17 protein-coding genes are annotated in these 26,177 nt (G+C 67.6%); 14 read left to right on the top strand and 3 right to left on the bottom strand.

Annotated elements, in window-relative coordinates; translation table 11 throughout:
• The first annotated feature begins 8 nt into the window (after window positions 1–8).
• The 10 genes from WB461_RS04465 (at window position 9) to WB461_RS04420 (ending at window position 13,672) form a co-directional block, all read left to right on the top strand.
• On the top strand, window positions 9–620 hold the full coding sequence (locus WB461_RS04465) for a TetR/AcrR family transcriptional regulator (protein ID WP_423851515.1): 612 nt from the start codon (window positions 9–11) through the stop codon (window positions 618–620).
• The gene (locus WB461_RS04460) at window positions 617–1,417 is read left to right on the top strand and encodes a TIGR03084 family metal-binding protein (protein WP_423851514.1); all 801 of its coding nucleotides are present in this window, start codon (window positions 617–619) and stop codon (window positions 1,415–1,417) included. The genes WB461_RS04465 and WB461_RS04460 overlap by 4 nt, the downstream gene beginning before the upstream one ends.
• Window positions 1,414–3,174, top strand: coding sequence for an acyclic terpene utilization AtuA family protein (locus tag WB461_RS04455; protein WP_423851513.1), 1,761 nt, complete (start codon window positions 1,414–1,416; stop codon window positions 3,172–3,174). Before WB461_RS04460 ends, WB461_RS04455 begins: the two co-directional genes overlap by 4 nt.
• Window positions 3,171–4,310 (top strand): acyl-CoA dehydrogenase family protein, encoded by a 1,140-nt coding sequence (locus WB461_RS04450; protein WP_423851512.1) that lies wholly within the window; start codon window positions 3,171–3,173, stop codon window positions 4,308–4,310. Before WB461_RS04455 ends, WB461_RS04450 begins: the two co-directional genes overlap by 4 nt.
• A gap of 1 nt (window position 4,311) precedes the next feature.
• Window positions 4,312–5,901, top strand: a complete 1,590-nt coding sequence (locus WB461_RS04445) for an acyl-CoA carboxylase subunit beta (protein WP_423851511.1) — start codon at window positions 4,312–4,314, stop codon at window positions 5,899–5,901.
• A gap of 73 nt (window positions 5,902–5,974) precedes the next feature.
• Entirely contained in the window at window positions 5,975–7,936 is a 1,962-nt protein-coding gene (locus WB461_RS04440; protein ID WP_423851510.1) for an acetyl/propionyl/methylcrotonyl-CoA carboxylase subunit alpha, read from the top strand.
• Window positions 7,933–9,093, top strand: coding sequence for an acyl-CoA dehydrogenase family protein (locus WB461_RS04435; RefSeq protein WP_423851509.1), 1,161 nt, complete (start codon window positions 7,933–7,935; stop codon window positions 9,091–9,093). The genes WB461_RS04440 and WB461_RS04435 overlap by 4 nt, the downstream gene beginning before the upstream one ends.
• Before the next feature lie 56 nt (window positions 9,094–9,149).
• Window positions 9,150–9,896, top strand: coding sequence for an enoyl-CoA hydratase-related protein (locus WB461_RS04430; protein ID WP_423851508.1), 747 nt, complete (start codon window positions 9,150–9,152; stop codon window positions 9,894–9,896).
• Window positions 9,897–10,022: 126 nt separating this feature from the next.
• Entirely contained in the window at window positions 10,023–12,134 is a 2,112-nt protein-coding gene (locus WB461_RS04425; protein ID WP_423851507.1) for a HelD family protein, read from the top strand.
• A complete protein-coding gene (locus WB461_RS04420) occupies window positions 12,131–13,672 on the top strand; it encodes a metallophosphoesterase family protein (RefSeq protein WP_423851506.1) in 1,542 nt (513 codons plus the stop codon). The genes WB461_RS04425 and WB461_RS04420 overlap by 4 nt, the downstream gene beginning before the upstream one ends.
• On the opposite strand, the gene WB461_RS04415 is transcribed toward WB461_RS04420, so the two are convergent.
• A complete protein-coding gene (locus WB461_RS04415; RefSeq protein WP_423851505.1) occupies window positions 13,669–14,880 on the bottom strand; it encodes an ArgE/DapE family deacylase in 1,212 nt (403 codons plus the stop codon). The genes WB461_RS04420 and WB461_RS04415 overlap by 4 nt on opposite strands.
• Before the next feature lie 261 nt (window positions 14,881–15,141).
• Here WB461_RS04415 and WB461_RS04410 point away from each other — a divergent pair, with 261 nt between their 5' ends.
• Window positions 15,142–17,007 carry a chorismate-binding protein gene (locus WB461_RS04410; RefSeq protein ID WP_423851504.1) on the top strand — a complete coding sequence of 622 codons (1,866 nt, stop codon included), beginning with the start codon at window positions 15,142–15,144 and terminating at the stop codon, window positions 17,005–17,007.
• On the opposite strand, the gene WB461_RS04405 is transcribed toward WB461_RS04410, so the two are convergent.
• Window positions 16,984–18,948 carry a helix-turn-helix transcriptional regulator gene (locus tag WB461_RS04405; protein ID WP_423851503.1) on the bottom strand — a complete coding sequence of 655 codons (1,965 nt, stop codon included), beginning with the start codon at window positions 18,946–18,948 and terminating at the stop codon, window positions 16,984–16,986. The two genes, WB461_RS04410 and WB461_RS04405, sit on opposite strands and share 24 nt — an antisense overlap.
• A gap of 1 nt (window position 18,949) precedes the next feature.
• Window positions 18,950–21,019, bottom strand: a complete 2,070-nt coding sequence (locus tag WB461_RS04400; RefSeq protein WP_423851502.1) for an Hsp70 family protein — start codon at window positions 21,017–21,019, stop codon at window positions 18,950–18,952.
• Between the two features lie 309 nt (window positions 21,020–21,328).
• Here WB461_RS04400 and WB461_RS04395 point away from each other — a divergent pair, with 309 nt between their 5' ends.
• The 3 genes from WB461_RS04395 to WB461_RS04385 all read left to right on the top strand — a co-directional run.
• Window positions 21,329–22,996 (top strand): IniB N-terminal domain-containing protein, encoded by a 1,668-nt coding sequence (locus WB461_RS04395; protein WP_423851501.1) that lies wholly within the window; start codon window positions 21,329–21,331, stop codon window positions 22,994–22,996.
• Window positions 22,997–23,281: 285 nt separating this feature from the next.
• The gene (locus WB461_RS04390; protein ID WP_423851500.1) at window positions 23,282–24,985 is read left to right on the top strand and encodes a dynamin family protein; all 1,704 of its coding nucleotides are present in this window, start codon (window positions 23,282–23,284) and stop codon (window positions 24,983–24,985) included.
• The coding region (locus WB461_RS04385; RefSeq protein WP_423851499.1) for a dynamin family protein at window positions 24,982–26,177 on the top strand (1,196 nt) is incomplete at its 3' end. The genes WB461_RS04390 and WB461_RS04385, both read left to right, overlap by 4 nt.

Here is a 26,177-nt window from a genome sequence, read left to right as displayed (position 1 = left end):
CTGATCGAGTGAGCACCGAGGCGTCCCAGACGCGCACGCCGCAGGGGGAGCGCTCGCGCGCCATGCGGCTGCGCCTGATGGAAGCCACGATCGACTCCCTCGTCGAGCTCGGCTGGGCCGGCACGACCACGACCGTCGTGAGCAGCCGGGCTGGGGTCAGCCGCGGGGCTCAGCTGCATCACTTCCCGAGCAAGCTGGATCTCGTGGTGGCTGCAGTCGGGCACCTCACGGACCGGCGCCGCGACGACATGCGCCAGGCCGCCGCCGACCTCCCGGATCAGGGTCGCACCCGCGCCGTGCTCGAGATCCTCTCGGCGCAGTTCGTGTCGCCGGTGTTCTTCGCCGCGCTGGAGCTGTGGGTCGCGGCACGCACCGATACCGAGCTGCGCGAGTCCGTGGCACCTCTGGAGCGGCGGGTCGGTCGCGAGACCCATGCGTACGCGCTGGAGCTGCTCGCGGTCGACGAGTCGCGTGGGGACAACCGCCGCATCGTCCAGGCGACCCTCGACCTGCTGCGCGGACTCGGTCTCGCGGCATCCCTCAGCGACGACACCAGACGCCGGGCCGCCGTGCTCGACTCCTGGGCCGTCGTCCTCGACCACCAGCTGGAGACCCCATGACGAACCTGAGCGTCCTCGACGGCGTCCTGTCCGATCTCGCCGCGGAGAGCCAGCAGCTCGACGCCTGGGTCGCCAGCCTGCCAGCCGACGGGTGGGCCACCGTCACGACTCCACAGGGGTGGACGGTCGCACACCAGGTCGGGCACCTGCACTGGACCGACCTCGCGTCCCACTCGGCGATCACCGAGCCGGACGAGTTCGCCCGTGGCATCAAGTCTGCCGCCTCCGATCCCGGGGGATTCATCGACGAGGCCGCCGAGGAGATGGCGGCCCTGCCGCCCGAGCAGCTGTTGGCTTCATGGCGCGAAGGTCGGGTCGCGCTCGACGCGGCCCTGCGCACAGTGCCTGACGGCGAGAAGATCCCCTGGTACGGGCCCCCGATGAGCCCGGCGTCGATGGCGACCGCACGCGTCATGGAGACCTGGGCGCACAGCCACGACGTCGCTGAGGCTCTCGGCCTGCCCATCCCACAGACCTCGCGGGCCAAGCACGTGTGTCACATCGGCGTGCGGACCCGCGGGTTCGCACATCTGGTGCGTGGTGAACAGGCTCCCACGGTGGACGTCCGAGTCGAGCTGACCGGTCCGGATGGTGACGTGTGGGCCTGGGGACCGCAGGATGCGCCGGAACGGATCACCGGTTCCGGCTACGACTTCGCGCTGCTGGCAACCCGTCGTCGCCATGTCGACGACGTCGACGTGCACGCCGAGGGAGACCACGCGGCCCACTGGTTGACGATCGTGCAGGCATTCGCGGGGATGCCAGGCGCCGATCCGGTCAGGATGGCCGAGCGATGAGCGGGGTCTCGGCCGATGTCGTGCGGATCGGGAACTGCTCGGGCTACTACGGCGACCGGTTCTCTGCGATGCGCGAGATGCTGGAGGGCGGCGAGCTGGACTACCTCACCGGTGACTACCTCGCCGAGCTGACGATGCTGATACTGGGCCGTGACCGGATGAAGGACGCGACGCTCGGCTACGCCAAGACGTTCGTGCGACAGATGACCGACTCGATGGCATTGGCCAAGGAGCTTGGCGTCAAGATCGTCGCCAACGCCGGAGGGCTCAATCCTGCCGGCCTCGCTGACAAGCTCCGCGAGATCGCCGCAGAGCAGGACCTCGAGATCTCGATCGCGCATGTCGAGGGCGACGATCTGCTGGCCCGGTCCGGCGAGCTCGCGTTCGGCAGCGTCATGACGGCGAACGCCTACCTCGGGGCCTTCGGCATCGCTGCGGCCCTCCGGGCCGGTGCCGACATCGTGGTGACCGGACGAGTCACGGACGCCTCGGTCGTCGTGGGACCGGCGATCGCGCACTTCAACTGGGACAGGAGCGATCTGGACCGGCTGGCCGGCGCGGTCGTCGCCGGTCACGTGATCGAGTGCGGCACACAGGCGTCCGGCGGCAACTTCTCCGGATTCACCGAGCTCGACATGTCGAGCCCTCTGGGGTTCCCGATCGCGGAGATCTCCGACGACGGCTCCGCCGTCATCACCAAGCACGACGGCACCGGCGGAGCGGTCACGGTCGACACCGTCACGGCCCAGCTCGTGTACGAGATCGGGCACCCGACGTATCTCGGTCCCGATGTCTCCGCACGGCTCGACACCCTGGAGCTGGCGCAGACCGCGCCGGATCGGGTGTCGATCACCGGTGCCGTGGGCGAGGCCCCGCCGGCGACCGCCAAGGTCTGCCTGAACGCACTCGGCGGATTCCGCAACAGTGTCGAGTTCCTGCTGACCGGGCTGGACATCCCCGAGAAGGCGGCCCTGATCCAGGAGCAGATGGAGAGCGCCCTCGCCGCCGGCACCGCCCCGGAGTCGATCGAGTGGCAGCTCGACCGCACCGACATACCGGATCCGGAGACCGAGGCCGCAGCGACGTCGCTGCTGCGCTGTCAGGTCAGGAGCGCGCAACCCGATCCGGTCGGGCGGGCGTTCAGCGATGCTGCGATCCAGCTGGCGCTCGCGTCCTACCCCGGCTTCAGCGTCACCCGACCGCCAGCGGCCGGCACGCCCTTCGGCGTCTACCGGCCGGCTTACGTCCCGCAGTCGGAGGTTCCGCACGTCGTGGTTCACGCCGACGGCACCCGCCAGGAGATCCCGCCCCCCGAGGCCGTGTCGACCGGACAGGCAGCAGCAGCGGCGCGCACCCGCCCTGAGCTTCCCGAGTGGGTTGGCGACATCGTGCGCACCCAGCTGGGCCGACTTGTGCACGCCCGATCGGGAGACAAGGGTGGCGACGCCAACATCGGGGTCTGGATCCCGGCCGATCACCCGCACCGCGACGACGCCTACGCGTGGCTGGCGGGCTTCCTCGACGAGGCCACGATCCGTGAGCTCCTGCCGGAGACGGCGACGCTCGAGCTGGAGATCCACCTGCTGCCCAACCTGGCCGCAGTCAACATCGTCGTCCACCGCCTGCTGGGTGAGGGGGTGGCGTCGTCCACCCGGTTGGATCCGCAGGCCAAGGGTGTCGGCGAATGGCTTCGGGCGCGTGACTGCGCGATGCCGGCGAGGCTCCTGCCGGAACACGTCGCCCAGGCCGCGCTGTGAACGTCTGGCAGACACCCGAGCGACAGGCGCTGCGGGAGCTGGTCACCTCGTTCACCCAGCGGGAGATCGCGCCACACCTGCCGGCGTGGGAGGACGACGGCATGCTGCCCCGCGAGCTGCACCGCCAGGCCGCCGAGGTGGGCCTGCTGGGCATCGGTTTCGACCCGGAGGTCGGCGGAGCCGGCGGTGACATCATCGACGCGACGATCATGACCGAGGCGGTCCTGGCCGGGGGCGGCTCATCGGGCCTGCTGGCGAGCCTGTGCACCCATGGCATCGCAGTGCCGCACATCGTCGACAGCGGCAACGCCGATCTGATCGACCGCTATGTTCGACCGACGCTGGCCGGCGAGCTGATCGGTTCGCTGGCCATCACCGAGCCAGGAGGCGGTTCGGACGTCTCTGCCCTCACGACTCGCGCCGTCCTGGACGGCGACGAATGGGTTGTCAACGGCGCCAAGACATTCATCACATCGGGCGTCCGGGCCGACTTCGTCACGACGGCCGTACGCACCGGTGGTGCCGGTTTCGGGGGCATCAGCCTCCTGGTCATCGACAAGGAGCTGCCCGGCTTCTCGGTCTCGGCCCCGCTCAGGAAGATGGGTTGGCACTGCTCCGACACCGCCGAGCTGACATTCGACGATGTCCGGGTGCCGGCAGGCAACATCGTGGGTGTCGTCGACGGCGGCTTCGGGCTGATCATCAACCAGTTCGTCAACGAACGGGTCAGCCTCGCTGCGCAGGGCTACGCGACGGCCCAACGAGCCCTCGATCTGTCCGTGGAGTACGCCCGGCAGCGAGAGACGTTCGGCAAGCCGCTGATCACTCGACAGGTCATTCGACACAAGCTGGTCGAGATGCACAGCCGAACTGCCGCCGCACGCTCCCTGACCCGGGAGGCGGCCGAGCTGGCCGCAGCCGGCCGCAGCCCCTTGCTCGAGGCCGTCGTCGCCAAGAACGTCTCGGTCGCGGCCTGTGAGTGGGTGGTGTCCGAGGCCGTGCAGATCTTCGGCGGCATGGGCTACATGCGCGAGTCCGAGGTCGAGCGCCACTACCGGGACGCCCGGATCCTCGGGATTGGTGGCGGGGCCACCGAAGTGATGACCGATCTGGCCGCCAAGTTGTTGGAGTACTGAGATGCGCACAGCAGTGGACACGTCCTCGGAGGCGTACACGACGAACCGCGGCAGCATGCTGGAGCGGGTGGCCGACCTGGCCGAGCAGCATGCCAAGGCGCTGGCCGGTGGCGGTGAGAAATATGTCGCCCGGCACCACCAGCGGGGCAAGCTGACCGCGCGCGAGCGCATCGAGCTGCTCGTGGACCCCGACTCGCCCTTCCTCGAGCTGTCGACCCTCGCGGCCTGGGGTACCGACTTCGCGGTGGGCGCGTCGATCGTGACGGGTATCGGTGTCATCGAGGGTGTCGAGTGCATGATCGTGGCGAACGATCCGACCGTGAAGGGGGGGTCGTCGAATCCGAGCACGCTCAAGAAGGGGCACCGTGCCGCGCAGATCGCCGCCGAGTGCGGGCTGCCGACGATCAACCTGGTCGAGTCCGGCGGCGCCGACCTGCCGACACAGAAGGACATCTTCATCCCGGGTGGCGCCTCGTTCCGCAACATCACCCGAGCCAGCGCCGCACGCTGTCCCACCGTCGCACTGGTGTTCGGCAACTCGACGGCTGGCGGCGCCTACGTGCCCGGCATGAGCGACTACGTCGTGATGGTCAAGGAGGGCGCCAAGGTGTTCCTCGCGGGACCGCCACTGGTCAAGATGGCCACCGGGGAGGAGTCCGACGACGAGTCGCTCGGCGGCGCCGAGATGCATGCCCGCACGTCGGGGCTGGCCGACTATCTGGCCGCCGATGAGCGCGACGCGATCCGTATCGGCCGCTCGATCGTCAAGCGCCTCAACTGGACCAAGCGCGGCACGGTTCCGGAGCCGACCTACGCCGAACCGAGCCTCGACCCCGAGGAGCTGCTCGGCATCGTGCCGACCGACCTCAAGATCCCGTTCGACCCGCATGAGGTCATTGCTCGCCTGGTCGACGGATCGGAGTTCGACGAGTTCAAGCCGCTCTACGGCTCGTCGCTGGTGACCGGCTTCGCCCAGCTGCACGGGCACCCGGTGGGCATCCTGGCCAATGCGCAGGGGGTGTTGTTCAGCCAGGAGGCGCAGAAAGCCACACAGTTCATCCAGCTCGCCAACCAGATCGACACACCGCTGCTGTTCCTGCACAACACGACGGGCTACATGGTCGGCGCGGAGTACGAGCAGGGCGGCATCATCAAGCACGGTGCGCAGATGATCAACGCGGTCTCCAACTCGACCGTGCCGCACATCTCGATCGTGATGGGCGCTTCCTACGGTGCCGGGCACTACGGCATGAGTGGCCGGGCGTACGACCCACGATTCATGTTCAGCTGGCCCACCGCCAAGTCAGCCGTGATGGGCCCCGCGCAGCTGGCCGGTGTCATCTCGATCGTCGCCCGCGGCGCCGCCGAGGCCAAGGGGCAGCCCTACGACGAGGACGGCGACAGGCAGATGCGCGCGTACATCGAGGATCAGATAGAGAAGGAGTCCCTGGCGTACTTCACCTCGGGGATGCTCTATGACGACGGCGTCATCGACCCGCGCGACACCAGGACGATCCTCGGCATCTGCCTGAGCGCGATCAACACCGTCCCGGTCAAGGGCGCCGAAGGATATGGAGTGTTCCGCCCGTGAACCGCGCCGCTCCGGTCTCGCCGCTCCAGCGGATGGTGGCCCATTGCCCGCGCGCCTCCCGAGGAGCCTGCTCATGATCTCCTGTGTGCTGGTTGCCAACCGGGGGGAGATCGCCCGCCGAGTCTTCCGAACGTGTCGCGACCTGGGCATCTCGACCGTCGCGGTTTTTTCGGACGCCGACACCGGCTCGCCCTTCGTGCTCGACGCCGATGTCGCGGTGCGGCTGCCGGGCAGCACACCGACGGACACGTATCTGCGCGGCGATCTGGTGATTGCTGCTGCGCTGCGCGCCGGGGCCGACGCGATCCATCCGGGCTACGGCTTCCTGTCCGAGAACGCACAGTTCGCTCGCGACGTCGCCGCTGCGGGCCTGACGTGGATAGGTCCCTCGGCCGAGACGATCGACGCGATGGGCTCCAAGATCCGTGCCAAGGAGCTGATGTCAGCCGGCGGCGTGCCCGTCCTGAGCGTCGACGCGGCCACCGCGGACCCTGCGGATTTCCCCTTGCTGGTCAAGGCTTCAGCCGGTGGAGGCGGACGCGGGATGCGAGTCGTCACCGATCCTGAGGACCTCGCGGGCGAGCTCGTCGCGGCCGGTGCCGAGGCGCGATCCGCCTTCGGCGACGACACGGTGTTCGTCGAGCCCTACCTGCCCACTGCGCGACACATCGAGGTGCAGGTCATGGCCGACGGCCACGGCACGTGCTGGATCGTCGGCGATCGTGACTGCTCGATCCAGCGTCGCCACCAGAAGGTCGTCGAAGAGGCGCCAGCCCCGGCGGTCAGCGAGCCTGTCCGTGCGGTAATCCACGACGCAGCGCGCGCGGCGGTCAGAGCGGTCGACTATGTCGGCGCCGGCACGGTTGAGTTCCTCGTGTCGGACGCCCACCTCGACAGCGGCAAGGCCTACTTCCTGGAGATGAACACGCGGCTTCAGGTCGAGCATCCCGTGACGGAAGCGGTGTTCGGCGTCGACCTGGTCGCGCTGCAGATCGCCGTGGCCGAAGGTGCAGCGCTCGGTGCGGAGCCGGGCGTGGCGATCGGTCATGCGATCGAGGTCCGCCTGTACGCGGAGGATCCGGCCGACGACTGGCAGCCGCAGACCGGGACGGTGCGCGGGTTCGAGATCGATGGCAGCCGGTTCGCGAGCCCGACGGCGTACGGCCTGCGGATCGACTCCGGTGTCGAGACCGGTTCGACGGTCGGGATCCACTACGACGCGATGCTGGCCAAGCTGATCGCGCATGGACCGGACCGCACCACCGCGATCCGGCGGCTCGGCGCGGCACTGCGGGGTCTCCGGCTGCACGGCGTGACGACCAACACCGACCTGTTGCTCGCCATTCTTGCCGATGAGGAGTTCGCTGCCGCGCGCGTGCACACCGCATTGCTCGACCAGCGGCTGTCCGCGTGGACAGCACCGCGCCAAGATGACCGAGCGGTGCGCAAGTCGGCGCTCGCAGCGGCGGTGGCCGAGGCCAGCTCGGCCACGGCCAGCGCGACCGTGCTTTCCCGGATCCCGACCGCGTTCCGCAACGTGCCCAGCCAGCCACGCACTCGGACGTACGTGGTGTCGACCGGCTCGATCGGCGAGGTGACCGTCTCGTACAGCGCGGGTCTGGTGCAGCACGACCTCGAGAACGTGACGGTGTCCAGCGCCTCGCCGTCGCGCGTCGTGCTCGAGGACGGCGGTCTCACCGAGACCTATGACATCACGATTGGCAACGGCTGGGTCGACGTCGACGGACCGCGCGGCGCCATCGACTTCACCCCGATCCCCGACTTCGTCGATCCGGCGGACGTCGTCGCGGAGGGATCGCTGCTGGCGCCCATGCCGGCCGCGGTCGTGAGCGTTGCCGTTCAGGACGGTCAACAGGTCGACCGCGGTGACGTCATTGTCGTGCTCGAGGCCATGAAGATGCAGCACACCATCACCGCGCCGACCGACGGCGTCGTCACCCAGCTGTCAGTGGTCGCTGGCACGCAGGTCGAGTCCGGAACCGTACTCGCCATCATCGAAGGAGAAACCCCATGACGAGCTTCACCGAGTCCGACGAGCGGATCGCCCTGCGCAAGGCGGTGGCCGATCTGGGCAGCAAATATGGACGCGACTACTTCGAGCAGGCAGCCAAGGACGGTCGCAAGACCACCGAGCTGTGGGCGGAAGCGGGCAAGCTCGGCTACCTCGGTGTCGCGGTTCCCGAGGAGTTCGGTGGCGGAGGTGGCGACATCGGTGATCTTGCCGCGGTCTGCGAAGAGCTCGCGGCAGCCGGCAGCCCGCTGCTCCTGATGGTCGTCTCCCCGGCGATCGTCGGCACGATCATCGCGCAGTACGGAACCCAGGAGCAGAAGCAGCGCTGGCTGCCCGGTCTGGCCGACGGGACCTCGACCTTTGCGTTCTCGATCACCGAACCGGATGCCGGATCCAACTCCCACAAGATCATCACGACGGCCTACCGCACCGACGACGGATGGCGGCTCAAGGGCACCAAGACCTACATCTCCGGCGTCGACGAGGCCAGCCACGTCCTGGTCGTCGCGCGCACCGAGGATGCCAGGACAGGCAACCTCAAGCCGGCGCTGTTCCTCGTGCCGACCGACACAGCCGGATTCACCTATCAGGAGATCGACATGGGCATCACGTCGCCGGAGAAGCAGTTCACGCTGTTCTTCGACGACGTCCTGCTCCCGGCGGACACGCTGGTGGGAAGCGAGGACGCCGGCATCGACCAGCTGTTCGCAGGTCTGAACCCCGAACGGATCATGGGAGCGTCGTTCGCGACCGGCACGGCCCGGCTCGCCCTGGCCAAGGCGACGGAGTACGCCAGGCAACGGCAGGTCTGGAAGGCGCCGATCGGCTCGCACCAGGCGATCGCGCATCCGCTGGCCGAGTCCTTCATCGAGATCGAGATGGCTCGTCTGATGACCCAGCGCGCAGCCGCTCTGTACGTCGCGGGTGACTTCATGGCGGCCGGCGAGGCAGCCAACATGGCGAAGTACGCCGCCGGTGAAGCCGTGTGCAACGCTGTCGACCGGGCGATCCAGACGCACGGCGGCAACGGGCTGGCCAACGAGTATGGTCTGGTCCAGATGCTCGCCGGATCCCGGTTGTCGCGGATTGCTCCGGTCAGCAAGGAGATGGTGCTCAACTTCATCGCCCAGTTCTCGCTGGGCCTGCCCAAGTCGTACTAGCTGGCTGCGACCACCCCCGGGTGGGACGCGATGCCGCCCAGTCCAGGAGATCGTGAATGACAGAGCTGGTTCACCTCGAGGTCGCCGATCAGATCGCGACCATCACGCTCGACAGCGACCACAACCGCAACGCACTCAGCAAGCAGCTGGTCAGCGAGCTGGTCGAGCACCTCACCACGGCGGATGCCGATCCGCAGACCAGGGCGATCCTGATTCGTTCGGCCGGTCGGGTCTTCTGCTCCGGCGCCGACATGGCCGAAGCGGCTGCCGGAGGCATGGCTGAGGGTGCCGCCACCGTGGTCGCGCTGCAACGTCAGATCGCCGCCGCGGCCAGCCCGGTCGTGGTCGAGCTGGCCGGACCAGTGCGCGCTGGTGGCCTGGGCATCGTCGGGGCAGCCGACATCGTTCTCGCGGCCCAGTCGGTCACGTTCCAGCTCACCGAGGTACGACTCGGGCTGGCGGCGGCGAGCATCTCGGTCAGCCTGCTGCCGCGGCTCACCTCTCGAGCGGCAGCCGACCTGTTCCTCACGGCCCGGCAGTTCGATGCCGCTGAAGCCGTGACAGCTGGGCTGGTCACCCGGGCCGTGGCCGACGCCGAGCTGGCTGGCGAGATCTCGCGCGTCCTGATGGATCTGGCCCAGGGATATCCACAGGGCCTGCGCGAGAGCAAGAAGATCCTCAACCATGACCTCCTCGCCCGCATCGACGCCCTCGGCGACGACCTGGCGGTCAAGTCCGCCGAGCTGTTCGGCAGCGACGAGGCCCGCGAGGCGATGACGGCCTTCCTCCATCGCAGCAAGTAGCCCCAGCCGGCGCCACAGGCCTGCGCTGGACGCCCGGCTCGCCATGTCCACGTAGCGGTCGGCGTCCTGCAAAATGCTTCTCGCACGACATACACTGGTGAGTTCCTTCGGGCGAAGAGGAGTCGGGTGAGCGCGAACAACGCGGAGCAGCACGAGATCGACACAGAACAGGCGTACGTCGACGCCGTCTACGAACGTCTCGATGCATCCGCCAAGGTGGCCCAGTCCCTCGTTGTCGAGGGGATGGCGCGAGGTCATGTCGGCAATGAAGGTGGTCTGGTCGAACGCGACGCGATGGTCTACCAGGCATCGTTGCGGCTGTCTGCGCTCAATGCCGCGCACGACGGCCTGGTGTTCGGGCGGCTCAACCTGCTGACCGGGGAGTCCCGCTACATCGGCCGGATCGGAGTCCGTGATTCCGATCGCGAGATCATGCTCGTCGACTGGCGCGCACCGGCAGCTGCAGTCTTCTACCAGGCCACGGCGCAGGAGCCTTCCGGCGTGATCCGGCGCCGCGTCCTGCGCTGCGCCAACGACAAGGTCATCGGTGTCGAGGACGACCTGCTCGACAGCGAGAACGCTCCCGACGACCTGGTCGTCGTCGGGGAGGGCGCCTTGCTCGCGAGCCTGACCCGAGCCAGGGACAGCACGATGCACTCGGTGGTCGCCACGATCCAGAAGGAGCAGGACGAGGCGATTCGCGCGCCGAGCCGGGGGGCCACGACGATCGGCGGCGGACCGGGCACCGGCAAGACCGTCGTCGCGCTGCACCGAGCGGCCTATCTGCTCTACACCGATCGTCGTCGCTTCGAGTCCGGCGGGGTGCTGGTCGTCGGTCCGTCGACGGTGTTCATGAACTACATCGAGCGGGTGCTGCCGAGCCTCGGTGAGACGAGCGTGACGCTGCGATCCCTCGGCGAGGTCGTCGACGGCCTCCGCACGTCCCGACACGACGAGCCGGTCGCGGCGGCGGCCAAGGGATCGCCCCGGATGGCCGCATTCCTCGCCCGCGCTGCCGCGGCACCGATGCCGGGTGCCCCGACGGAGTTCCGCTACTTCTACAAGGACGATGTCCTCCGGCTGGATTCACCTCAGCTCGAGCGGATCAGGCGTCGCCTGCTGTCCGGTGGCAAGCGCAACCGGGCTTATCAGAAGGCGCCGGAGGCGCTGGTTGCCGCACTGTGGCGGCAGGTCGCCGGCGAACGGGCGCTGGAGAAGGGGGAAGAGGAGTTCGTCGAGATCATCACGACCGACGACCGCTTCGTCGACTTCGTCGAGGACTGGTGGCCACCGGTCGAGCCGATCGAGGTGTGGCGGACGCTGCCGGACGTGCTGGACGAGCTCGGGCACGGCGCATTCAACGCGACCGAGAGTGCGGCGCTGAAGCTCTCGTGGGCGATCGGCGAACCGAGCATCCAGGATGTCCCCTTGATCGACGAGCTGCGCTACGTCATCGGCGAGGTGCCGGTCAGCGATGGAGACAACGATGACGCGCCCAAGCAGCTCATGAGCTTCGAGCGGCGGGAGCGCGAGGACCGGTCAGAGCGTTACCGCTCGACCCAGAGCATCGAGGATGACGGTTTTGCCCACGTCCTGGTCGACGAGGCGCAGGATCTGTCGCCTATGCAGTGGCGAATGCTGGGTCGTCGAGGTCGTCATGCGAGCTGGACGATCGTTGGCGACGAGGCCCAGTCGTCGTGGCCGCACCCACAGGAATCGGCCGCAGCCCGCAGCACAGCGCTCGAGGGCAAGCCGGAGCACGCCTTCCGGCTGTCGACCAACTACCGCAACTCTGCCGAGATCTACGACCTGGCGGCACAGGTCGCGGCGATAGCGGTTCCCCACCCCGATCTCGCCGATGCCGTACGCCGCACCGGTGAGCAGCCCGTGCATCTGACGGTCCGATCCGACGAGCTGGTGAGCGCCGTCCGACGCAGCGCCGAGGAGATTCTCGACCGGGTCGACGGCACTGTCGCGATCGTCGCCCCGACCGCCAGTCTGACCGGGCTCCGCAGCGATCTCGCCGAGCTTCTCGAGCGGCACCCCGATCGGCTCCGGCTGCTCGACGGCCTCGACACCAAGGGTCTGGAGTTCGACGGTGTCGTAGTCGTCGAACCAGACGAGATCACCGCCGAGTCCAGTGCCGGGTGGCGCACGCTGTACGTCGTGCTGACCCGGGCGACGCAGCTGCTGACCACGGTTGGCACGACCGATGCGTGGTTGCGTCGACTGGCATGAACCGCCTACTCAAGCTGGTTCTGCTCACGGTCCTCGCCGTCGGCGTGGCGCTGCCGACTGCGTACACGACCCTGATCCACAGCGAGCGCGACATCGCGATCGGGGCACACGACGCCACGGTGCAGCCGACCTTCACCGGGCACGCCAGGATCGAGTTCGGCCCCCTGATCCCGGACATCCGGTTGCCCGCGACGACACCGCTGGGCCTCGGCACGGACATCCGGCTCGGGGGCAGCGAGGTCACCGATCTGGAGCAGCTGATCGCGCGCGACGCAGTCATCGCCTCGCAGCCGGAGGGTGAGATCGAGGCCGTGCGAAGCACCATGATCGCGATGCTCGTCGATGCGGCGCTGCGTGGCATCGGAGTCGCCTTGCTGGTGGTGCTGATCGCAGTGCTCGCGTGGCAGGCGATCGGACACGACCGCCGGCGGGCGATCTGGGCCGCCGCGCGCCACCCGCACCGGCGTCAGGTGATCGCAGCAGCGGCGGTCACGGCAGTGGCGATCGGAGCGCTGACGCTCGTGGCCACTCCCGAGCGACCGCGTGGCAGCGGGACGCAATGGGTTCCGATCGGCTCGGTGTTCCCCGACCTGCCGGCCGACCCCGTCCTCGACAAGGTCGAGATCGCGCAGGGCGCGTCGACCAGAGGGAGCCGGGCCGTGGTCGAGGGTGCACTGGCGACCTATCGCACCTCGGTCGCGTTCTACGGCCGGCTCGCGGTCACCGCCGAGACCGCAGACCTGCGCGCCCCGCTGGACGGGGAGACCACGGCGCTGGTGGTGACCGACCGCCACGACAACATCGGCATGGATCCGGTCGCTCGCGCCATCGCCGATCGAGTCAACGCCCGCATCGTGATCGACCTGGGTGACGACACCTCGAACGGAGCCAGCTGGGAGACCTTCAGCATCAACTCTTTAGCTCGTGAGTTCGACGGCTTCGACGTGGTGTCGGTCGCCGGCAACCACGACACCGGCGGCACGGTCGCCAAGCAGATGGTCGACAAGGGCTTCAACCTGCTCGACGGAGAGCCGGTAAAGGTCGGCGGCATCCGTTTTCTGGGCAGCAGCGATCCGCGGAGCTCCGGCCTGACCTCGGGTTACAACGGCGACCCGTCGGACAACAGCGCCGCCATCCGCGCTCAGGACGAGAATCTGATGAAGGTGGCGTGCGACGCCGGTGATGTCAGCGTCATCGCTGTGCACAGCCCCTCCTCAGCCAAGAGTGTCGCGGCCTCGGGGTGCGTCGATCTGGTGCTGACCGGACACCTGCACCGCCAGGTCGGTCCCACCGTCATCGAGGGCGCGAACGGTCGATCCACGACCACCCTCACGACCGGATCGACCGGGGGCGCGGTCTACGCGTTCGCGCTCGGCAGCAAGCTGCGCCGACCGGCGCAGGTCGCGATCGTGACGTTTGCCGACGGCAAGCCGATCGGCCTGCAGCCGGTCACATTCAACACCGGCGGGATGATCGAGCCTGCCGACTACACGCGGCTGGCGACGAGCTCGCGTCAGCCGCTGGTGGCACGGCCCTAGCTGCAGCGCGCCACGATCAGCTCCGCGTACGCTCTCGCGCAGGCCACGACTTCGTCGACCGACACCCGCTCGTCGATGGCGTGCGCGTCGCCGATCGCACCCGGTCCGTACTGCACCGTCGGGATCCCTGCTGCGGCGTACTGACGCAGGTCCGAGCCGTACGGTGCACCGACGAGACGCGGTCGGGGACGTCCGGCGGCCATTGCCGCGTCGGCGACCTGTGCGCCGAACGGGTCGCCAGCGGGGAGGCGGCCGGCTGCGAAGTGCCCCCCAGGCCAGGTGACGACGGGAGGGTTTTCGGCGAGCCAGGTGTCGGCTGCCGCGGCCCGGGCCAGGGCCTGCTCGAAGGTCGTCTTCGCGTCGGAGAACGACTCGCCCGGCATGACGCCGTAGCGCCCTTCGGCGATGAGGAGGTCGGGCACCGTGCTGGCCCAGTCGCCGGCCTGCAGGATGCCGATGCTGATCGGCCACGGCTGGTCGCCGAATGGTTCGGGCGGAGCCGCGTTGCGGACCGCCTCGAGCTCGTGCAGGGCCCGATGCAGTAGTTCGAAGGCGGTGATGGCGCTGTGCCCGGCGGTTCGCATCGATCCGTGGGTGGCCCGACCCGCGACTTGGATCCGGAACGTGAGGGCACCCGCGTTGGCGGCGACGAGCTCGTTGTCGGTCGGCTCGGCGATGACACAGGACTCGCCTGTGTGTCCACGCAGCAGGGTCGCGAACGTCCCGAGGCCGCCGTCCTCCTCGCCGATCACCGTGTGCACGGCAAAGGATCGGGCCAGCGACATGTCGCTGACCGCTCGGGCGGCCGCGATGATCGCGACGACGCCGCCCTTCATGTCGCACACTCCACGCCCGAACCAGTTGCCATCCACCTCGCGTACGAGCCATGGGTCCGCATTGGTCCAGGACTCTGGCTCGCCGGGAGGCACGACGTCGACGTGACCGTTCAGGATCAGCGCGGGCGTGCCAGGGCCGGAAGTTCCGACACAACCCCATGCCTCCTCGCGCTCAACCTCCTCGCCGGGATAGTCCTCACGCGCGCGGAGGTCGTCAAGGTCAAGACGCCACTGGTCGACCTCCATCCCCAGGCCCGTCAGGGTGGCCGCGCACCAGCGCTGGACTGCGGTCTCGGCGTCCGAACCCCCGACGCTGGGGAAGTTGACGATCTGCGCCAGGTCCCGCCGGATCAGGTCGACATCGATGTCCATGCGGGCCAGTCTGGCATCGTCCCGGTTGCACCTGCCCGCCCGCGCCTCCGGCGAGTCCGGTACCCACACAACCGAGACCGGTCGGAGCCGCTCGGACGGAGCCCTGCGCTAGGCTCAGGCCATGACAGCCCAGTGCCACTCGTGGTGGCGCCACCCGTAGGTGGCTGTTGACGTGTGCCCAGACCGCCCGCGAGGCCGGCTCTGGGCACCAGTGCTTTGTGCACCGTTCCTGGCGGGTCCAGACATATCGAAGGAACTGAGATGACCGCTCTCGACGAGCTCCTTGCCCAGCCGGCGTTCGCGCTGATTCGCGTGCGGGATTCGGACACCGTGACGTTGATCGGCGGGCCGCGCACCGACATGGACTCGCTGTCCGACATTCCGCTGGTGCCCGGTAGCGACGCGGCGTGGAATCACCTCGTGCTGGTCCCCTTCGCCCAGGCGCGCGAACGCGGCTTCGAGGCACATCAGGACGGCACACCGTTGACGGCGATCGAGGCCGCCCACGTCGCCGAAATCCCCCTCATCGACATTCTCGACCTGCTGCCCGACGCCCCGATCGAGTTCACCGACCGAGGCGGGTTCGAGACCTCCGACGACGATTACGCCGACCTGGTCCGGCAGATCATCGCCGAGGAGATCGGTCAGGGTGAGGGCGCCAACCTGGTCATCAGCCGGAACTATCGGGCGCAGGTGGCCGACTGGGGCCACGATCGGGCGTTGACGGTCTTCCGCCGTCTGCTGGAGCGCGAGCGCGGGGCGTTCTGGACGTTCTGCATCTTCACTGGCGACCGCTACCTGATCGGCGCGAGCCCGGAACGGCACGTGAGCGTCGAGGACGGCCAGGTCCGGATGAACCCGATCAGCGGGACGTTCCGCATGCGCGGGCTGGACACCCACGCCGACCGCAAGCGCGAGCTGTTGCACTTCCTCAAGGATGAGAAGGAGATCTACGAGCTCTTCATGGTCGTCGACGAAGAGCTCAAGATGATGTGCGACATCTGCCACGAGGGTGGGCTCGTGCTGGGTCCCTACCTCAAGCCGATGACCCATCTCGTCCACACGGAGTACCTCCTCGCCGGGCGCACGAACCGCGACGTGCGCGAGGTGCTGCGCGACTCGATGTTCGCCGCGACGGTGACCGGAAGCCCGGTCGAGAACGCGTGCCGACTGATCAAGAAGTACGAGCCGGAGGGCCGCGGCTACTACGCCTCGGTCGCCGCGCTGATCGGACGAGACGGCGATGGTGTGCCGCGAGCTGACGCGCCCATCCTGATTCGTACCGCCGACGTCGATCTTGACGGGCGCCTCAAGGTCACTGCGGGTGCCACTCTGGTCCGCGACTCGGACCCGGAGCACGAGACCAGCGAGACGTGGGCCAAGGCTTCGGGAGTTCTCAGCGCCTTCGGCCTGGTCGAGGCAGCACCCGAGCCGCTCGAGGGATTTGACGCCTTCACCCGGGAGGACGATGTGCTGATCGCGTTGGGCACGCGCAACCAGCGGCTCAGTCAGTTCTGGCTCACCGACCAGTCCGGTGCCGCTCCGGTTCCGGCGCTGGCTGGCAAGCGTGTCGTGATCGTCGACGGTGAGGACGACTTCGTCAACATGCTGGCGCACGTCTTTGGCGTGCTCGGCATGACGACCGAGATCGTCCGCCACGATGTGTACGCCGACGGCGATCTCGATGGCTTCGACCTGGTCGTCGTGGGCCCGGGTCCGGGCGATCCTCGTGATCTGGACGATCCCAAGATTTCGGTGCTGCACGGTGTCGTGGCCGGCCTGCTGGAGACCCGACGCCCGTTCCTCGCGGTGTGTCTCGGCCACCAGACCCTGAGCCATCAGATCGGTCTGGACATCGTCTTCAAGGACATCGTGTTCCAGGGCACGCAGAGCAGGCTCACGGTGCGGGACCGCGCTGAGACGGTCGGGTTCTACAACACGTTCGTCGCTCGCGTGCCAGCAGATGGACTCCCCGAAAGTGTCTGGGTCGAGACCGAGCCGGTCAGCGGCGACGTGCACCTCGTTGCCGGTCCGCACTATCGTGGCGTGCAGTTCCACGCCGAGTCGATCCTGACCCAGAACGGCTTCGGCATCCTGCGTGACCTAGTCGCCGACCTCATCGGCTGACGGGCTCCCGGTCGCCGTCAGGCGCCGCAGGACGACCAGCATGTCCTGCCGATTATCCACACCGATTCGCCGCCGGATGCGCGCGACGTGATGTTCGACCGTCTTCGGCGAGATGAACAGGCGTTCACCGATCTCGCGATACGCCAGGCCATCGGCGACCATCACCGCGACCTCCCATTCGCGATCAGTCAGAGCGCTTGAGGGCTCGGACTCCGTGCCGGTGATCGCTACGTGGTCGGCTCGGGAGACCCGGTCCGTGGCACGCGCGATTTGCATCAGCTCCAGCATGACTGCCCGGTCCGGAGCGCGGGCGGCAGCGTGTGCCGCCAGACGCTTGGCATCCCAGTACAGTCCGAGCACCTCGAGCCCGGCGACAGCTGGACGCACCGCGTCGACATCGACCTCGCCGCGCAGTGCGCGGATCCAGGTCTGCCCTGCCCTAGCCAGATTGCCGGCGACCCGACTCGACGGCGCAGCTGTGACGAGGGCGTCCGCGTGAGGGATGACCTGGGCCGGTTCCTCGCCGAGGATTCCCGCCTGCACCCCGTACCAGTGGAACATCGCTGACCACAATGGTGGGCGGCCGAGCCGCTCGAGCAGCGCCTCGGCATCGGCGAGGTGGGAGGAGAGCCGGTACGACTCGCCCAGTCGTGCGGCGCACAGCGCGAGCTCGCCGAGCGACGGCAGGGAGTAGAGATCGACGGAGAACTCCGCGAGGCAGGCACGCGCTTCGATCCATCGATCGGCCAGGGCTCCGGGGTCATCACTCCGGCGCGCGATGCCGACCCGCAGAGCATGCACCGTGATGCTGTCACGGAGCTCGAGGGAACCAGTCCCGACGACCTGATCGACCATCGCGGATGCCGCAACCAGATCGCTGCGCAGCATCGTGACCCAGGCCAGGAGAAGGTGGTGCCGATTGCGCTGGATCGATCCGCCGAGATTGCACTCCAGCGCGGCGTCCAGCGCTGAGCTGGCAGTGTCCAGTTCACCCAGACCCATGGCGGCCAGAGCCGCGATCGCAGCCGGCGAGTCAGGGAGCACCAGACTTTCGCCGACCGGGCCCAGCGCTGCGGCAGCCTGGACCAGTACGGGTAGTGCGGCGCTGCCATCGGCCTGGATCGAGAGCTGCAGTCCCTGACCGAGCAGCCCGATGCCATGTCGGCTGGTGGTGGGCACTCCCGACTCGGCGGGCCGCCCCATCTCGTCGGAGGCGGCTCGGTCGCCGTCGCCCAGCAGCGCCCACACCGCCACCGCAGCGTCGGCGGCGATCCGCGCAGGCCCCAGATAGCGGTAGAGGTCCGCGCTCATGTGCGTCATCCCGCGGTGGGCATGGGCCACCGCCGCGGCTCTGACCGCGGTGACGACCGCCGGATGATCGGGATGCGCCAGCACCTTCTCGCAGGACCTGAGCGTCTGTTCGAAGTCGCCCTCCGCCGCTGCGCACGCCGCGAGCTGCGCCTCGATGGCGAGCGGATCAGCTCCGGCGAGCTCAGCAAGCGCGAGAATGCGTCGGCAATCTGACGGCTCGGCGGTGAGCAGCGCATCGACGAGGAGTGTTCTCAGCCTCGGTTCGCGGCAGCCCGAGGCGACCAGCGAGGTCGCGGTGTCCAGGCTCAGCGTTCCACTGGTCGTCAGTCGCTGGAGCACGCGATCGTGCAGGGTCTGGACCGACGCACGTCCCGCCCGGCTCAGTACTCGCTGTCGGTCGCTGGCCGACAGATGGGGGCTGGCAGGACGGACCAGGCCGTCTTCGCAGGTCTCGTCCAGACACGCGTAGATCGCCGCTGGCGACACGTCCAGGATCGCCGACATGTGGGACACGTCGAGCAGATCTGCGACGGCGATGAGGGTGAGGACATCGTCGCGCAGGCCGGGGTCGGCCCAGTCGGCAGACTCCGTGGGTGCGGCCTCCTCGGGAGGCCGATCCACCGTGCTCACGTCACTCCTCGACAGGCGCCAGACCTGGCGCCGTCTGGTCGGGGTTGTCCGACTGGGAGTCCTGATCCTCCGCGAGATCTAAAGCATCCGGAGGTCGCCGATCAGGTGCTGGATCGCTGATGTCGACCGACTCCGGGTCGGATTCGACGGTGGACACATCGGGATCGATCGGCGCCGCTGTCTTCGGCCTGACGTGGTCAGTCTCGAGGCTCGCAGGCGGGGGTACCTGGCGGGTCCTGACCGGCGGCGTGCGCAGCTGTGGCCTGTTCTGGTTGATGATGGTCGGCCCGTCGGCGTCGTTCGGTGGGGAGTAGCCAGCCGGATCCGTGGTCCCGGATTCGGTGGGTCGATCAGCCCACGTCAGCTGGGCGCCACAGACCAGAAGCACGAGCAACAGCCCGGTCGCCTGACTGCTACGGCGCCTCGTCCTTGATGGCGGCGGTCCTTCCGGTGCCACCGGCTCCGATGCTGACGGGCCGCCGCCGTCTCCTGACGTCACGATGTCCGGCCGGAGTCCCGGGTGTGAGCCGGCGAATACGGCAGCCGACCTGCGCTCGCGTCCTCGGCGGGGCCTGCGCACAGGCGTGATCAGGTGCTTGTCGTCCTGACGGCGCGCGACGTCTGGCAGCGAAGGTGCCGCACTTGTGGCGGGGCGGGGTGGGGTGTCCTGTCGGCGACCGCCTGCGTGGCGCTCCCGGGCAGGGCGATGGGAGGCGCTGAGCCAGGTGTGGACCTCGTCGACATCGGCCGGCCAGGTCCGTATTCGTGCCGCAGCATCGGCAGGACGGTCGGTCGGCGAGGGTGCCGCACTCTGGATCATCGGGTCAGGCTCCGACGGCTCGATCTTGACGTCGTCGGTGGTGGATTCGGCTTCGGCTCCGTGCCAAGCGGCCAGCGACCAGGGCTCGGAGCACTCTTCGACCGGGATCGCGGCATCCGTCTCGGCGTCCAACAGCTGGGCGTGCCTCCTCCAGGGGCGACGCTTGGTCATCGGCACTGAGGCGCTTTCCCGAGGTTCGAGCGTGTCCAGATCGCCTGCCGCCACCGAGGAAGCCTCGGCATGCCGACGCCCAGGTCGGACCACAGCGGCCCGATGGTCCACGCCAGCGGCCTGCTCTCGGGCGCCTACGGCGGTGATTTCGGTCGGTCGAGGGCTCACGACGACGTCGAGTCCGAGCCCGGCCGACACGGACTGGGCGATCAGGGGGATATGAGCGCCGCCGCCGACGAGCAGCACGCTGCGCACTGCTTGCCCGCTCGTCTCGATGGCGTCAGCCAGAATCTTCACCGATGCTCGTGCCCAGGGCAGCGCAATCTCCTCGAACTCGCCGCGCACGAGACGCAGGCGTGAATCCGGGCCGGCAAGCCGGGTGCCAAGGGTGGCAGCCGGACGCATCGACAGCGAATGCTTGGCCTCGTGGCATCGCTCAAGCAGCTCGGTTGCGGCCAGAATCGTGTCGGGATTCGAGACGTCGAGGGAACCACCGGACTCGCCGAGCCCTCGCAGGAGGTGGTGCAGGAGTCGGGCGTCGAGCTCGTTCCCCGATTCGCCCAGCTGCGCGGCCGGTCGGCCGATGATCTTGGGTCTGCGGGCGCGCCCGTGATGGACGACGGAGGCGCTGGTCGTTTCGGCACCGAGGTCCAGCACGGCGATGAAGTCGTCGAGCTCGGACTCGGTGCGAAGATGGCCGCGAACTGCTGCTTCGGCACTGTCGACCAGAACGATCCTCTCGCCCCCGGCCGCGCGGATCGCGTCGGCCGCGGCCTCTTTGGCATGGGTCGTCCACCAGCAAGGGACGGCCACCACGACACCCCGGCCCTGGGTCTCGTCGGGTTCGATCCCCGCGGACCGCATCGCGCGGACGACTTCGGCAGCGTAGAGATCGTGCGCGTGGAGCCGGCAGGTTCGACCCATCTCGTCTCGGAAGACCGAGGGAACAGGATCACCGACGCGCCCGGCCAGCCCCGCGACAACATGACGCATCGCGGGCAGGACCGCAGCCGTTTCGCACGTGCCGAAGTCATCCGCTGTGGTGGTCCCGCTGGAGCCGACATCCACGCCAATCGCCATGACCGGCCTTCCTCATCGTGGGGCCGGACCACTGTCGGCTCCCGGTGTGAGTTGATCCCCTCCCGACTCAACCGTGATGAACAGTCTCAAACGTAACAGCGAGATCTGATCATTGGGAAGCCTCTGCGACACATTGTCTACTTTCCCCGATAGCGAAATCCCCTATCCCCTGAGCGATCCCCCACAGCCCATTCCCGGTACCGCGTGGCGTGAAGTTGGGGACTCTGCCCCGATGGCAGGTACGAGATCCGGTCATAGATTCGTCGTGCTTCGACTCGAACGGGTCGATCACCGATTCAGGAGATTCCCATGGACACCATGACCTTGTTGAACTTCATCCTCGGACTGCTCGGCGACGACGCGAGCGCCGCTGCCTTCGACTACGACCCGCAGGGCGCGTTGGCCGAAGCTGGTCTGGAGGGCATCTCGTGCGCAGACGTCGACGCGGTGCTCCCGGTCGTCGCCGACTCGCTCCCGGTCGCCGCTGCGGGCTGGGGTCACGGGCACACCAACGTCATCCATCAGCTCAAGGCTGTCGTTGCCGCCTACCCACCGGGCACCACCACCAACATCGCCCAGAACATCTGGTCCGATGGCGACGTCATCCAGGCCTTCGGACTTGGCGATGGTGTGACCGTTGCCGGTTACGACAACGTGGCGGCCGGTCGCGACGCCTACAACGCTCAGGATGACGGTGTGATCGCCGGAGGGGACGCCACGGTCGCCCACGACACCGGCATCATCGCCGGCGGCAACGCCGCTCGGGATTACGGACAGGTAGCCGGGGGCAACGCGGCACGGGATGACGCGCAAGTCGCTGGCGGTAACGCTGCGGAAGACGACGCGATCGCTGCCGGAGGCGCAGCTGCTGAGGACGATGCGCAGGTCGCGGGCGGCAATGCTGCTGAGGACGATGCGCAGGTCGCTGGCGGCAATGCTGCGGAGGACGATGCGCAGATCGCTGGCAGCGATGCCGCCGAAGACGGTGGTCAGAACGGCGACAACAACGACAACGATGGTGTCGATCTGGAGAACGGTGACAACAATGCCGGCCAGGACAACTCGACTGAGGACAACGATGGTGTCGATCTGGAGGTCGGTGACAACAATGCCGGTCAGGACAACTCGATCAACGACTCCTACAACGACAACGATGGCAACGACGTCGAAGGCGGTGGCCAGGTAGGCGACACCAACAACTCGGACAACTCCAACCAGGGCAACGCGACGAACTCGAACAACGAGGACAACGACGGTGTCGATCTGGAGGCTGGCGACAACTTCGCGGGCCAGGACAACTCCGACAACTCCAACCAGGGCAACGAGACCAACACGAACTCGAACAACCAGGACAACGATGGTGTCGATCTGGAGGTTGGGGACAACAATGCTGGTCAGGACAACTCCGACAACTCCAATCAGGGCAACGCGACGAACTCCTACAACGAGGACAACGACGGTGTCGATCTGGAGAACGGTGGTCGCGGCTTGATCGACTCCGGCAACGTCGCGCTCGCGAACTCGATGAACGAGGACAACTCGACCGTTCTGGGCACGTTGACTCTCAACTCGAACAACGACAGCTCGGTGCAGGACAACGATGGGGTGGATCTGGAGAATGGTGGCCAGGTTGCTGGCGATGACTTGGCCCTCGACGAAGGTGTCAACAACTCCGGCGGCGACGTCGCGCGAGACGAAGGGGTGAATTCCGGCGGCGACAGCGTGCAGGATGGCGGCGTCAACAACTCCGGCGGCGACTTGACCACCGGTGGCAGCACGCACAACTCCGGCGGCGACATCACGACCGGTGGCGGGGTTCATTCCGGCGGTGACGTTGCTCAGGGCAGTGGGCAGGTCGGCGACTACTCAGATGACGATTTCAGCTATGTGGACAACAGTGACAACGACGCCATTGGCATCGGTTCATCGGTCAGTGACGGCGACACGGTCCACGGCAACGGCGAGATCCTGCCGTGATCGATCGCCAGCTCGCATGACCACCGTGTCCACGTGAACGAATACGTGGAACATGGCGTGGGCGGCCCCCGGATCCAGAGTGGATCCGGGGGCTGGCCCCATATTTCATGGCACCATGATTCGCGAAGGAGATGAGTCGTCATGAGTATTCATTCCGGAGCGTCCCCGCGAACCACTGAGATGACAGCGCTCTTGGCGCTCACCGCCGAGATCGCCTCCCAAGCAAATCGTCAAGATCTCGCCGCCCGCGTCAGCGCACTGAAGGACCGAGTGGAGGATCCCACGATGCGTGTCGTGGTGGTCGGCCAGTTCAAGCAGGGCAAGAGCGCGCTGGTCAACGCCATCATCAATGCGCCCGTGTGCCCGGTTGACGACGTGATCGGCACTGCCGTGCCTACCATCGTCAGGTACGCGGCGGAGCCTTCCGCGACGCTCTTCACGGAGGTGGACGGGCTCGAGGGCCTCCAGTCGAAGTCGATTCCGGTTGACTCGCTGAGACAGCATGTGACCGAGGCCGCGGTGGCCCACGATGGGGTCAGACCGGTTCGGGTGGAAGTGGGGGTACCAAGCCAGGTTCTGGCTGATGGTCTCGTGCTGGTCGACACCCCCGGTGTGGGGGGCACCAGGCAGGCGCACTCAGCCAGTACCTTGACGATGCTTCCTGGCGCCGATGCGGTCCTGATGCTCTCGGACGCCAGCCAGGAGTACACCGATCCGGAACTGGCCTTCCTCAAGCAGTCGATCTCGCTGTGCCCGACGCTCACCTGCGTCCTCAGCAAGATCGACCCCCACCCGCACTGGCGAGAGATTGCGGAGGCCGACCGTAGTCATCTCAGCACCGCCGATCTGGACTTGCGACTGGTGCCAGTCTCAGCGGCCATGCACATGCGCGCGGTGAGCGCGGGCGATGCTGTCATGGACGCCGAGTCCGGCGTCCCCGAGCTGCTCGATCTGTTACGCACCGAAGTCACCGATCGAGTCCTCGATCAATCCGGAATCGCCGTGCGACAGCAGGTGTTGTCGGTCGTGGACCACCTGTCGCTGGCACTGGAGTCCGAGCTGCAGATTTTGCGTGATCCGGCCGAGGGTGCCGGGGTGGTGCGCTCGTTGAAGGGCGCTCAGGCAGCTGCGAAGGCGCTCGGCGAAAAGTCGGCCTCGTGGCAGCAGACCTTGAACGACGGCATCCAGGATCTGACCTCAGACATCGAGTTCGACCTGCGCGATCGGCTGCGCAACGTGGGTCGTGAGGCCGAGCTGCTGATCGACGACTGTGACCCCGGTGACGCCTGGGAGGAGGTCGGTGCATGGCTGGCTGACTCGATCGCGCAAGCTGTCGGTGACAACTTCGTGTGGGCGCACCAACGTTCGGAGTGGCTGTCCGGTGCTGTGGCAGAGCACTTCGCCATCGAGGGGGCGGTGGACCTTCCGCAGTTCCGGTTGTCGGACACCGATGGCGTGCTCAACCCGATCGCAGGACTGGACCGCATCGCGTCCGGCGCGTTGTCGCTTCCGCAGAAGTTCCTCATTGGGATGCGCAACTCTTACGGTGGCGTGTTGATGTTCGGTCTGCTCACCAGCCTCGCCGGGCTGGCACTCATCAATCCGATCTCCATCGCGGCCGGGATGGTCATCGGTGGCTACGCCTATCGGCAGGAGTCCGCCCAGCGGCTGGAACGACGGCGCAACATGGCCAAGGTGGCGGTGCGCCGCCTGATCGATGAGGCCGTCTTCCAGATCAGCAAGGAGAGCCGCGATCGGCTCAACCACACTCGCCGGCTGCTCCGCGACCACTTCACGGTGATGGCGGACAACATGCGGCGCTCGCTCAACGAGGCGATCGCCGCGGCACAGGCCGGCGCAGCGGCAGATCTGAACGGCGGGATCCGGCGCATCACCGAGCTCGAGGTCTGGGAAACCGCACTCCGAGATCTGGTGTCGCGTGCACATGCACTTGATTCGAGCGGCACGAGAGCAGGAGCCGTGGCATGAACACCAGCATCACACGCAACAGCGCACCCATCGAGACTGCTCTTGACCTGCTGGCGGGGGCATTGCGGGTCTATCGCAGGGACCCGGAAGTCAGAGCAGAGCTGGTTGAGCATCGCCGCCGACTCGACGAGCCGCTGCGGGTGGCCCTGGTCGGATCGGTCAAAGCAGGCAAGTCGACCCTCCTGAACGCGCTGCTCAGCGAACATCTGGCTCCAACTGATGCCCGCGAGTGCACCCGCGTCGTGACCTGGTATCGGCACGGCGCGACGCCGAAGGTGCAGGCTTTCGACGTTGGTGGGACTGGCACCAATTTACCGGTCCTGCGGCAGCAGGAACGTCTGGAGCTCGATCTCGGTGATTTGAGCGCCGAATCGCTGGATCGCCTCGAAGTGGTGTGGCCTGCCGAACAACTGAATGATCTGATCCTGATCGACACGCCGGGCACGGTGTCCATCTCGGCCGGGGTCTCCACGCGCACGCAGGAGTTCCTGGCTCCCCAGCAAGGCGTGTCGGGGGTCGATGCCGTGGTCTACATGTTGCGCTCCCTGCACACCTCCGACGTCGACTTCCTGCACAATCTGCACGATCGAACGAGCCATGGCGCGGCAGCGCTGGGATCGATCGCGGTGCTTTCACGGGCGGACGAGCTGGCGGGTGGGCGACTCGACGCCATGGTGTCGGTCAACCAGGCCGTGAAGGGCCTTCGGTCCGATCCGGCCCTCGCCGGACTGGTCGAGACGGTGGTGCCGGTGGCAGGACTGCTGGCCCTGGCCAGCTCCACCTTGCGCCAGTCGGAGTATGCCGCATTCGTCGCTCTGGAAAAGGCTCCGCGCGAGACGCTCCAGTCGTTGCTGATCTCCGCCGATCGTTTCATCGCGACGGAGGACGAAATCTTGCCGTCGGCGAGGGTCAGGGCGCGACTCGTCGAGCGATTCGGACTGTATGGCATCCGGTTGGCCGTCGCCACCCTGCGCAGCGGCGTCACCGATGCCACGATGCTGTCCGAGGAACTGGTCCGGCGAAGTGGGCTGGAGGATCTGCGCCACACGATCGACGTCCACTTCCGGCAACGAAGTGAGGAGCTCAAAGCTCACTCTGCGGTGCTCGCGGTACATCGCGTGTTGTCTCAGCAACCTCGAGCCGGGGGTCGTCTGCTGCTCGAAACTGCTGAGGAGTATCTCAACAATTCCCA

Origin of the sequence: Aeromicrobium sp., assembly GCF_049587115.1 — a bacterium.
Lineage (GTDB): Bacteria > Actinomycetota > Actinomycetes > Propionibacteriales > Nocardioidaceae > Aeromicrobium.
This window is presented reverse-complemented; position numbering and strand designations above follow the sequence as displayed.

Excerpts from the sequence above, each read along its gene's own strand:
- WB461_RS04460 (WP_423851514.1), top strand. The coding sequence starts at position 617 with ATGACGAACCTGAGCGTCCTCGACGGCGTCCTGTCCGATCTCGCCGCG.
- WB461_RS04455 (WP_423851513.1), top strand. The coding sequence starts at position 1,414 with ATGAGCGGGGTCTCGGCCGATGTCGTGCGGATCGGGAACTGCTCGGGC.
- WB461_RS04445 (WP_423851511.1), top strand. The coding sequence starts at position 4,312 with ATGCGCACAGCAGTGGACACGTCCTCGGAGGCGTACACGACGAACCGC.
- WB461_RS04440 (WP_423851510.1), top strand. The coding sequence starts at position 5,975 with ATGATCTCCTGTGTGCTGGTTGCCAACCGGGGGGAGATCGCCCGCCGA.
- WB461_RS04435 (WP_423851509.1), top strand. The coding sequence starts at position 7,933 with ATGACGAGCTTCACCGAGTCCGACGAGCGGATCGCCCTGCGCAAGGCG.
- WB461_RS04430 (WP_423851508.1), top strand. The coding sequence starts at position 9,150 with ATGACAGAGCTGGTTCACCTCGAGGTCGCCGATCAGATCGCGACCATC.
- WB461_RS04420 (WP_423851506.1), top strand. The coding sequence starts at position 12,131 with ATGAACCGCCTACTCAAGCTGGTTCTGCTCACGGTCCTCGCCGTCGGC.
- WB461_RS04415 (WP_423851505.1), bottom strand. The coding sequence starts at position 14,880 with ATGGACATCGATGTCGACCTGATCCGGCGGGACCTGGCGCAGATCGTC.
- WB461_RS04410 (WP_423851504.1), top strand. The coding sequence starts at position 15,142 with ATGACCGCTCTCGACGAGCTCCTTGCCCAGCCGGCGTTCGCGCTGATT.
- WB461_RS04400 (WP_423851502.1), bottom strand. The coding sequence starts at position 21,019 with ATGGCGATTGGCGTGGATGTCGGCTCCAGCGGGACCACCACAGCGGAT.
- WB461_RS04395 (WP_423851501.1), top strand. The coding sequence starts at position 21,329 with ATGGACACCATGACCTTGTTGAACTTCATCCTCGGACTGCTCGGCGAC.
- WB461_RS04390 (WP_423851500.1), top strand. The coding sequence starts at position 23,282 with ATGCGTGTCGTGGTGGTCGGCCAGTTCAAGCAGGGCAAGAGCGCGCTG.